The sequence below is a fragment of the Methanosarcina baikalica genome (assembly GCF_031461075.1).
Taxonomy (GTDB): Archaea; Halobacteriota; Methanosarcinia; order Methanosarcinales; family Methanosarcinaceae; genus Methanosarcina; species Methanosarcina baikalica.
In genome coordinates this window covers 86,310-95,088 of the sequence record NZ_JAVKPK010000003.1, presented here as the reverse complement: position 1 = coordinate 95,088, position 8,779 = coordinate 86,310, and the positions used below count along the sequence as shown (strand labels likewise).

General features: G+C 35.8%; 10 protein-coding genes, 1 tRNA gene and 1 pseudogene. 7 read left to right on the top strand and 5 right to left on the bottom strand.

Annotation, left to right across the window (positions count from 1 at the left end; translation table 11 throughout):
• The 4 genes from RG963_RS01680 to RG963_RS01665 all read left to right on the top strand — a co-directional run.
• Positions 1-205 (top strand): hypothetical protein (locus tag RG963_RS01680; RefSeq protein WP_310574538.1); only part of this gene is annotated, 205 nt, incomplete at its 5' end.
• Positions 206-210: 5 nt separating this feature from the next.
• On the top strand, positions 211-1,761 hold the full coding sequence (locus RG963_RS01675) for an HD domain-containing protein (RefSeq protein ID WP_310574537.1): 1,551 nt from the start codon (positions 211-213) through the stop codon (positions 1,759-1,761).
• A gap of 406 nt (positions 1,762-2,167) precedes the next feature.
• Positions 2,168-2,740 carry a hypothetical protein gene (locus RG963_RS01670; protein WP_310574536.1) on the top strand — a complete coding sequence of 191 codons (573 nt, stop codon included), beginning with the start codon at positions 2,168-2,170 and terminating at the stop codon, positions 2,738-2,740.
• 725 nt (positions 2,741-3,465) lie between these two features.
• Positions 3,466-3,858 (top strand): VOC family protein, encoded by a 393-nt coding sequence (locus RG963_RS01665; protein ID WP_310574535.1) that lies wholly within the window; start codon positions 3,466-3,468, stop codon positions 3,856-3,858.
• 27 nt (positions 3,859-3,885) lie between these two features.
• On the opposite strand, the gene RG963_RS01660 is transcribed toward RG963_RS01665, so the two are convergent.
• A complete protein-coding gene (locus RG963_RS01660; protein ID WP_310574534.1) occupies positions 3,886-4,086 on the bottom strand; it encodes a hypothetical protein in 201 nt (66 codons plus the stop codon).
• A 486-nt stretch (positions 4,087-4,572) separates the two neighbouring features.
• Between RG963_RS01660 and RG963_RS01655 the strand changes: the two genes are divergently transcribed.
• Both RG963_RS01655 and RG963_RS01650 read left to right on the top strand, forming a co-directional pair.
• A complete protein-coding gene (locus RG963_RS01655) occupies positions 4,573-4,908 on the top strand; it encodes a hypothetical protein (RefSeq protein ID WP_310574533.1) in 336 nt (111 codons plus the stop codon).
• 204 nt (positions 4,909-5,112) lie between these two features.
• Positions 5,113-5,301: a hypothetical protein gene (locus RG963_RS01650; RefSeq protein WP_310574532.1), complete on the top strand. Its 189-nt coding sequence runs from the start codon at positions 5,113-5,115 to the stop codon at positions 5,299-5,301.
• 171 nt (positions 5,302-5,472) lie between these two features.
• Here the strand turns inward: RG963_RS01650 and RG963_RS01645 are convergent.
• A pseudogene (locus tag RG963_RS01645) lies at positions 5,473-5,610 on the bottom strand (IS6 family transposase); the annotation flags it as partial.
• A 128-nt stretch (positions 5,611-5,738) separates the two neighbouring features.
• On the opposite strand from RG963_RS01645, the gene RG963_RS01640 reads away from it, so the two are divergent.
• Positions 5,739-5,978, top strand: a complete 240-nt coding sequence (locus RG963_RS01640; RefSeq protein ID WP_310574531.1) for a DUF2683 family protein — start codon at positions 5,739-5,741, stop codon at positions 5,976-5,978.
• 641 nt (positions 5,979-6,619) lie between these two features.
• On the opposite strand, the gene RG963_RS01635 is transcribed toward RG963_RS01640, so the two are convergent.
• The 3 genes from RG963_RS01635 to ilvC all read right to left on the bottom strand — a co-directional run bounded on the left by RG963_RS01635 (position 6,620) and on the right by ilvC (position 8,551).
• Positions 6,620-6,691: transfer RNA gene (locus RG963_RS01635), tRNA-Arg, on the bottom strand.
• Positions 6,692-6,924: 233 nt separating this feature from the next.
• Positions 6,925-7,467, bottom strand: coding sequence for a nitroreductase family protein (locus RG963_RS01630; RefSeq protein ID WP_310574530.1), 543 nt, complete (start codon positions 7,465-7,467; stop codon positions 6,925-6,927).
• A gap of 76 nt (positions 7,468-7,543) precedes the next feature.
• Positions 7,544-8,551 (bottom strand): ketol-acid reductoisomerase, encoded by a 1,008-nt coding sequence (ilvC, locus tag RG963_RS01625; RefSeq protein ID WP_310574529.1) that lies wholly within the window; start codon positions 8,549-8,551, stop codon positions 7,544-7,546.
• Positions 8,552-8,779 lie beyond the last annotated feature (228 nt).

Sequence of the window (8,779 nt, the reverse complement as noted above, 5' to 3'; positions counted from 1 at the left end):
AGAAAAACTTGGAGATTGCATAGATCATCCATTATACCTAGAAGTATTAGCGTCCCTCCATTATATCGACATGGCAAATTTCTATGGGAAAGGGAGCCCGACGGAATTAAAAAATAAATTATTGGATGTTAAGCCGAATTTAAAGTTTGAATCTCATATTGACGCTATAATTGAAAAGGCATATAAAGACTTAAGAAATTATTAATGAATATGCATTACCCTGATGAAATAGAGTTTAAAAAACATATTTTTGACGATGTTCACGGTTTTATAGGTATTACAGAATTAGAAAGTAAAGTTATTGCTTCTTCTTTTTTTCAAAGATTACGGAGAATAAAACAATTAAGTTTATTGGAATATGTTTTCCCCGGCGCGTCACATAATAGGTTCAGTCATTCATTGGGTGTAATGTATATTGCAGATAATATGGTAGTTCAGCTTCAAAAAGACGGTTATTTAAAAGAAAAACGTAAATTAATAAGGATGGCTGCTTTATTGCATGACATCGGCCATTATCCATTGTCACATTTGATCGAAAGTGTTGTAATTAAGGACTGTGAAAATAGAATACAAACAGACGATATTCAGGTAGAAGAGTACAGCAACGATCATCGTGTAGAACAAAACCGTATAAATAACAACAAATTGCTTCACGAAAACGAAGTTCATGAATTCAATTTTGCTTTACATGAACCCAGAAATAAATCAAAAGATTATGCTCATCATGAAAGGATAGCTGGAATTGTAATTCATAAAACCGATATATATGATATTTTGTTAGAAGATTCAACTTTTAGTAAAGAGGATATCAAAACAATATCTCAGATCATCGCAGGCACTTTTATTAACAATAACAAAGACCCAGTATCTTTAATAATTCATTCAGAACTCGATGCAGATCGATTTGATTATTTACTTCGGGATTCAAAGCAAACTGGAGTTACTTATGGCGTATTTGATATGGATCAAATAATAAGAAACTTAACGTATTTTGAAAAGGATGGAAAACTCGTTGTAAAAGATAAAGCTATAAAAGCTGTAGAACATTATTTAATGTGTAGGTATTTTTTTTATACTACAGTAATATATCATAAAGCCACGATTGGGTTCGAGTTAATGGCTAAGAAAGTTTACGAGGGCTTAATAGAAAGAAAAATGGTGAGATCTTATTTTGATTTAATAGATATCTTCAAAGATGGGAGTGATATAGATGAATACTTGGACTATGATGACTTATATTTTTTCAATACCCTCAAAAAAATTAATAAGACTAAAGTTTTAAATACAGTTGAAAACCCTAAAATCCCTGATGTTTTTTTATTAGAACTAATAGATAAAATAATAAGACGCGAACCGTTAAAAAAAGCAATTGAAGAGAGTGAATTAATAGAAAGAGATAAATTTTTAAATTCTTCATTTTTTCATCCGTCGTTTAGAAGAGCAATATTATCAAAAGGAATAGAAGACCATTGGTTTATAAAATCTACTATAAGTGAGTCACCTATAAAAATCAGTCCTTATGTAAATTTTGAAGCTTTAGAAAGAGACTCTAATAATTATATTATTCCTGATAATATTGACGAAACAATTAAAATTCTAAAAAACTATAATAAAAATGAAACTCCTTATACAGAATATTTAATAAAAGAAATGTCTTCAATTATAAGTGTCCTTGGCAAATACAAATTACAAATTAATCGTTTATATACAAAAAACGAAGATTATAAAAAAATAATAGAGGAAGAGAATTCTAAAAAATAATATGCTTTATTCGGTGAATTGTTTTTTATCAGTCCTGGCTCTGTAAAGTCTTCGTCGGCCAATACGATACAAATTATTTTATCGTCAGCTATTGCCTTTTAGAACAGAACACTATCTTTTAGCAGACGAAAACTTTACAGAACCCTCTTTTGTGGCAGTGTCGCAAATTTGCTGTAAGTTCAAAGTAAAGTTATTGTGTATTGTGGGGAAAATGGATCTTTTGATATGGAATTTTTGACTCAAAAACTTATTGATATTTGTTATATTACAGAAAATCGGCACACTGCCGCGTCAATATCTGTATAAAAAACGCTGAGATGCATGTACTTTATCCAGATCAACATCAATGTTTTTGCACTCGATTTAAAAACGAAAGATTTAACTATTGTGTCTTTATTTTTTATTGATGACTGTTGGTGATTTTTCAGAAGTTAATCTTGTTATTTCAATTATTGTTCTAGTTATTTCATTAATTGGTCTCTTTATTGCTTTAATTAATCGTGAGGAGAAAATTGATGAAGACACAAAGGAGCATATTAAACAAAAACTTCACAAATTATATTATCCTTTGAGAAGAATATTGAATCAATATGATGATATAAGTGAACAAAAGCTTCAAAATCAAACTTATTATTCCAATATTAGAAATGATATGCAAGAAATAATACAGTATTCATATTTATCATCTAATGCATTGGAAGAGCCACTGAATAGTTTTATATCTTTTTTTGATAAGAATGCTGCTCTTATGGTGAAGAACGCGCGAGAACAATTTGAAAAACAAAAAAAGAATGGCAGTGAAAAAATTGCGACGGAAATTGGGATGCGTATATATTTTGCGGATTACCTAAGTAAACAGAATCAAATACAAAGTCTTACAATCCCCCCAGCAGTTGAAGCCGAAAAGGCTGTACAGTTGTATCATGAAATATTGGAAATAATAGAACAGGATATCATGATACAAAGGGCACATATATAAAAAAATCGTTTAGTTTTATATTATATAACTTAGTATAATAAGTTGTAAATTTTTTAGAGGGATTAATATGCAATGTATATTTCTAGATCTTGTAAGGGAAAAGAAAATTAATGGTGACGTGTTAACCAATACAAAGGACTGTAAGGCAGGACTTACAGACTTAACGCTAGTGTCGCGTCAATACTCAAAGATTTAATGATTCTAAATAATTGCAATCGATTTTATACGACATTTTGCTGTTGACTCGACACTAGATTACAATCAGGTTGAGGATTTATGCGAGACGGATAGTTTTTTGAACTGTCCGAGATTTCAAGCTAGAGTAATGATTAATCAAGGTAATCTAACACCACTAACACAACCCCCCAATCAAATGATTTAATTTTGAAACTCAAATTGCCATGTATCTTTTCAGACATCGTAACTTTAGAAATAGATACAGAGTCAGATGAAAAACACGATTGTAAAATAGAATTCGAAAAATTCAAACCAAAAAGTTCGGACTTTTCTAAATATTGTAAAAACGAACTTTTTTTGGAATGCTCAAGGTTTCAAGCAATGGTAATGACTCATAAGAACTGATTCTATCCTAGTATTTTGCTCTTCTGTTGTAGCTTTTAATTTTGGGATCTCCGAGAACTTTCCCTTTTATAATTCTCTTTTATTTTTACCTGATAGATATCAATATGGAAAAAATCCTGTATATAAGCAAGGAGGAATAATCGATGTTTACACGTATTGACCATGTTGAGATTCTACCGAGTGATTTTGAAAGATCGATGGCGTTCTACCAGGATGTAATGGAGTTTCGTCTGGTATCGCGGACGCTGCTGCAGGCTAGACTGCTGAAAGAGATAGCCTACCTACAGTTGGGGGATACAGTCATTGAGTTACTGCATATGGAAAATCCCGCACCGATACCTGCCTCGGTGACCGTGGGCTACCGTGCAATTGCCCTGGAAGTCGAATCTATGGAAGCTGCGACCGCCTACTTGCGTACTCATGGTGTCTTCGTGACATGGGGGCCGTTAGATACGGGTCTATCTATCCGCGCCGAGATTACCGATCCTGATGGTCTGGTCATAGAATTGCGGGAATGGAAGCACAAACCCTGGTAAGCCTGAGACGTGAGCTGTGCAGGAGGCTTAAAACAAAATAGATTCCCGAGCTTCCAAGACAACAGCTGCAAAGATTATTGCTGCCTTTACTTTCCCGTATGGGCTCATCGGGATGCATAGAGACCTTCTGTGATGAAGATCCGCGTGGAGGTGTTCTCGCTTTTCTCTGGCCTGCTCTCTGACAGCTTCTGACCTGTTGCTCTTACAGTTTCGGACCTGTTTTTCCACACGAATTAACTGCATTCACAGAGGTAATAGTTTATCAGGCGGGATTTTTTGGCCCAACTCCCCGTGATTTCATTCACTCCTGTGTGCCAGAGACCCGATACCTGCTTGCCCTATTCGATTTATCATTTTTCCCTTCTGCCTTTCTCCTTTGCATATTATTGGAAAAGGTCTCCAATTCTTCAATTGCCTTCTTTAATACAGTATTTATGACTTAAATAAATAAAAGTTTCTAAACCTTCATTTTAGTAATTGGCTGTTTATAAATAATATTTTTCATATTAAGGGCCTTTAAAACATTTATTTCCTAAATTAAACCTTTTAAAACCGTCATTTTAATAAAAATATTTCTTTTATATATATTGATTTATAAGTATGTTTATATTTTAACTGGTTCATGTTAGGATTGTCAAACTGCGAATGGTCAGCGAGACAATTAAGAAAATAAAGTAAGGCTATCCGAACAGCAAATATCTTGGGGTAAGTAAAATGCTGAAAATGAAAAAAATACTCGGTATTTTGCTGGCATTCTGTTTTGTAATGTCAGTGACAGCTGCAGCAGTAAGTGCAGCTCCTTTCGATAGTAAGAATGTTTACAACAACCATAATGATGGTAACAAAAAATATGACAACCATGATGGTAACAAAAAGTATGACAACCATGATGGTAACAAAAAGTATGACAACCATTATGGTAAGAAAAAATACCAGATGAAAGGTCACTGGGGATATAAAAAGGTAAAGCACAACAAGGATAAACACCACAAATCTTTTTGGTATAGCAATGACAGATACTGGATCCCTGCCTATTGGTACTGGAAATAAAAACGTATAACCATAGCTGAAAGTTGAATATAACTAAAATAAATCCTAACTGGCTGATGTTTAAGTGTTTACATTAGCCAGTTGTGCTGTTTTCTTTTTTCAAGATTTGAGTATCAGAGAAGTAATTTTGAGCTTTGGGATAGGCTCGGAAATGAAGTGGGTACACTGAAGTTTAAAAGGGGACGGATATGTTTTATCTCAAGTGTGAATACGCTTTTAAATGTTCCGCATATCAAGACAATTCATATACGTGTACAAAAGCTTGTGACAAGCGCTACTGCGGGATCTATAGACAGCTTAGAAATGAGGCTTGTACTGTCAGTGACAGCTGCAGCATCAAGTGCAGCCCCTAATTATACTGATAAGACCAGTCATCTGCATTTGATTAAATAAATTAGGAGTATAAATATTATGGTTCCGTTGCAAAAAATCAGAGCATTTTACAAAAACAGTGAAAAACATCATAAATAGGATATTTATATGCCATAAACAGATCAATAATGATACAAAAAGCAATATTTATAGCCTAAAAACGCAGTAAAATTATTTTTGCAACGGAACCCTGTGATCAACTTGAATTACTCTTTCTATCATCATTTCCTTTAAATTTCGATAGATCAATGGGTATTTTAAGTACCATCTTATATTCAATAGGATAATTTCACCTACAAAGTGCTTCCATTTAAAGGAATTAGATAGCATATTACTATCTTTGGTTTTCTTTTTATTCTATTGTATCATTAGAAAGGATTTTTTGAAACGGAACCTCTAAAATTGCTTCATCATTATATATATATGAAATTATTCCATATATATATGAGGTATACATTATGGTTCAAGCAGTTATTCAAATTGATGAAAAAACAAATCGGGTTCTCAATATCATAAAAGCCAAATACGGCTTAAAAGACAAAAGTGCTGCTATCATGCATATGGCTGCTGAATATGAAAAAGAGCTCATGGAACCTGAGCTTAGGCCTGAATTTATTGAAAAAGCCCAGGAAATCATGAAACAGGAACCTATAGATGTCGGAACAATTGATAACTGGAAAAAAATGCTTAATTGTTGATCTGACATGTATCGGCTACAGGTAAAACCCGAAGTTCAAAAAATTGTTGAGAAGCTGGCAAAAGAGGATTAGAAGCAAATTGAAATTATATTTAGTAAGGTAAATGAGATTCTTCAGGACCCACATAGATATAAAAATTTGAGGTCTCCTCTCAATCACTGGAAAAGAGTTCATATTGACTCTCATTTTGTGTTGATTTTCTCTGTAGATGAAAAGGAAAAAATTGTTATTCTGGAATATTACGGCCATCATGATGAAGTCTATTAATGATGATCTTTCCAATTTGGATATTTTGACTTTCGTTCATCATACAACTAAGAAAAATAATAGTAACTATTCAGTGTATAGTTACTAATTTACTTATCTTTAGATAAAACGTTCCAACATCCAGGAGCTCAGAAATATCTGAAATGCATCAAAAGTTTATTATAAGTTTTCCACCACTATTTTCAAAAGTATAATTAAAACAAGGATAAAAAGAAAAGTCCACAAAAGCGGCAAAAGAATAATCCGCAACAAAAAGTACAGGATTATTGCTATAAAGAGTAGATGAACTAAAGATAGCCTTCTTCTCCCAGCACGCAGAAAGCGCCGATGTAATCCATGAACCATTATGTAAACCTTCGAAACGTTTTGAGTAACAGGTCTGCTGGGAATCGAACCCAAGTTCGGAGCTCCGGAGGCTCCAGTGATATCCTCTACACCACAGACCTTCATTGTGAAAAAGTCATTATCGGTAACTGGCAAATAAAGCTGTAATCAGTTAACTGGCTGGTAATAGTGCTAAATAGCTTATAAATTTAATCCTTAATAAAAATTATAAATATTTTTATAAAGAATGGATCAAAAATGAACCTTCGGGAAAACTAACCTGGAATTCCGAATTTTACATAATGAATTCCAGCCTTTTATAGTAAAGTATCTTTTATAGTAAAGTATAATACATTTATTCTTCCCATTTTTGGCCGTATTTTTCATCAAATACTATTTCAGAAAGAACCTTACGTGTTGAAGTTCTCTCCTTTGGAACCGGTTCTCCGATTGCGAGAGCGCACATTAACTCCAGATTTGAAGGACATTCCAGAATGGAATTAACCTTCTCTTTTTGATTCAGGATTTCTCCAAGCCAGACTCCGCCAAGGCCCAGTTCACAGCAGGTAAGGAGCATGTTCTGGATTGCAGCCCCTATTGCCTCGATATCTTTTGTCCTGTGGTAAGAAGTTTCATTGTCCAGAAAAGTGGCAATAAGCAGGGGAGCCGCTGCTACGATCCCGGAATAGTGAGTGCATTCCGAGAGTTTCTGGATGGTTTCCCTGTTTCGGATCACAATGAAGCGCCAGGGCTGGTTGTTCAACCCGGAAGGAGCCCAGTGTCCTGCGTTCAGGATTATGTTGATATCTTCCTTGCTGACAGGCTTGTCCGTAAACTCCCGGACACTCCTCCTGTTAAGGATTGTGTCAATGATTTTGGTTTCTCCTGTTACTGGCATTATTTTCCCTCCGGATTGAATTTTATATTTCTAGATTTATGAACTTTTTGTTCACAGGCTGTCAATCACAGCAAAATCAGTCGTCATCAATCTTTTTGTTGAGCCAGGGGATGTTTGCCCGGATTTCTTTTCCGACGATCTCAAGCGGGTGTTCTTTTTCCTGGCGTTCCATTGCTTTGAGCACAGGATGGTTGACCATGCCTTCGAGGACGAATTCCTTGGCAAATTCACCGTTCTGAATTCTTTCAAGAGCTTCATACATGGCTTCGCGGGATTCCTCATTAATGATCCTCGGGCCTACTGTCATACCGCCGTATTCTGCGGTATTGGAAACGGAGTGCCACATTCTCTCAAGCCCTCCTTCGTAGATAAGATCCACAATGAGCTTGACTTCGTGACAGGTTTCGAAATAGGCCATTTCGGGCTGGTACCCTGCTTCCACAAGCACTTCAAAAGCTGTCTTAATAAGGGCAGATATCCCTCCGCATAGGTCAACCTGTTCTCCGAAAAGGTCGGTTTCGGTTTCTTCACGAAAAGTCGTCTCGTAAACGCCTGCCCTGGTTGCGCCGATACCTTTGGCATAAGAAAGGGCAAGTTCTCTGGCGTTTCCGGTTGCGTCCTGGTAGACTGCAATCAGACCCGGCACTCCGATACCTTCAGTATAAGTTCTTCTTACGATATGTCCCGGGCCTTTGGGCGCGACCATGAAAACATCCACGTCTTTAGGGGGCACTATCTGGTTATAATGGATATTGAAGCCGTGAGCGAAAACCAGGGCATTCCCAGATTTCAGGTTGGGCTCGATTTCGGAGTAGTACGCCGAGGCCTGCTTTTCGTCCGGAAGCAGGATCATGATAATATCTGCAGCTTTTGCAGCTTCTGCTACAGTCAGGACTTTCAGGCCGTCACCTTCGGCTTTTGCCCAGCTGGAGCTTCCGTTCCTGAGTCCCACAACAACATTGAGTCCGGACTCATGGAGGTTACGGGCATGAGCGTGCCCCTGGCTTCCGTAGCCCATTATTGCGATGGTTTTGTCCTTAAGTGCATCAAAAGTAGTTTCATTATCATAAATTATCGTTGCCATACTTGAGTCTCCTGAGAAATGATTTAGCTTTTTTAAGCAAATTTCACTCTAATATTTTGATAAGTATTCTACTATGGAATACGTCCGCTTCGAGAATTAAGTTAATTTTCGAAAAGTTGCTTCTTTGAATAAGGGCAGCTTTTTGAGATATTAGGAGAAGCCTGGAAACCCATGCCTACTTTTAAGAAGGCTTTCTGAGTTTGAAAAGGCTTCCTGCTGCTCAATCTG

Excerpts from the sequence above, each read along its gene's own strand:
- RG963_RS01675 (WP_310574537.1), top strand. The coding sequence starts at position 211 with ATGCATTACCCTGATGAAATAGAGTTTAAAAAACATATTTTTGACGAT.
- RG963_RS01670 (WP_310574536.1), top strand. The coding sequence starts at position 2,168 with ATGACTGTTGGTGATTTTTCAGAAGTTAATCTTGTTATTTCAATTATT.
- RG963_RS01665 (WP_310574535.1), top strand. The coding sequence starts at position 3,466 with ATGTTTACACGTATTGACCATGTTGAGATTCTACCGAGTGATTTTGAA.
- RG963_RS01655 (WP_310574533.1), top strand. The coding sequence starts at position 4,573 with ATGCTGAAAATGAAAAAAATACTCGGTATTTTGCTGGCATTCTGTTTT.
- RG963_RS01640 (WP_310574531.1), top strand. The coding sequence starts at position 5,739 with ATGGTTCAAGCAGTTATTCAAATTGATGAAAAAACAAATCGGGTTCTC.
- RG963_RS01630 (WP_310574530.1), bottom strand. The coding sequence starts at position 7,467 with ATGCCAGTAACAGGAGAAACCAAAATCATTGACACAATCCTTAACAGG.
- ilvC (WP_310574529.1), bottom strand. The coding sequence starts at position 8,551 with ATGGCAACGATAATTTATGATAATGAAACTACTTTTGATGCACTTAAG.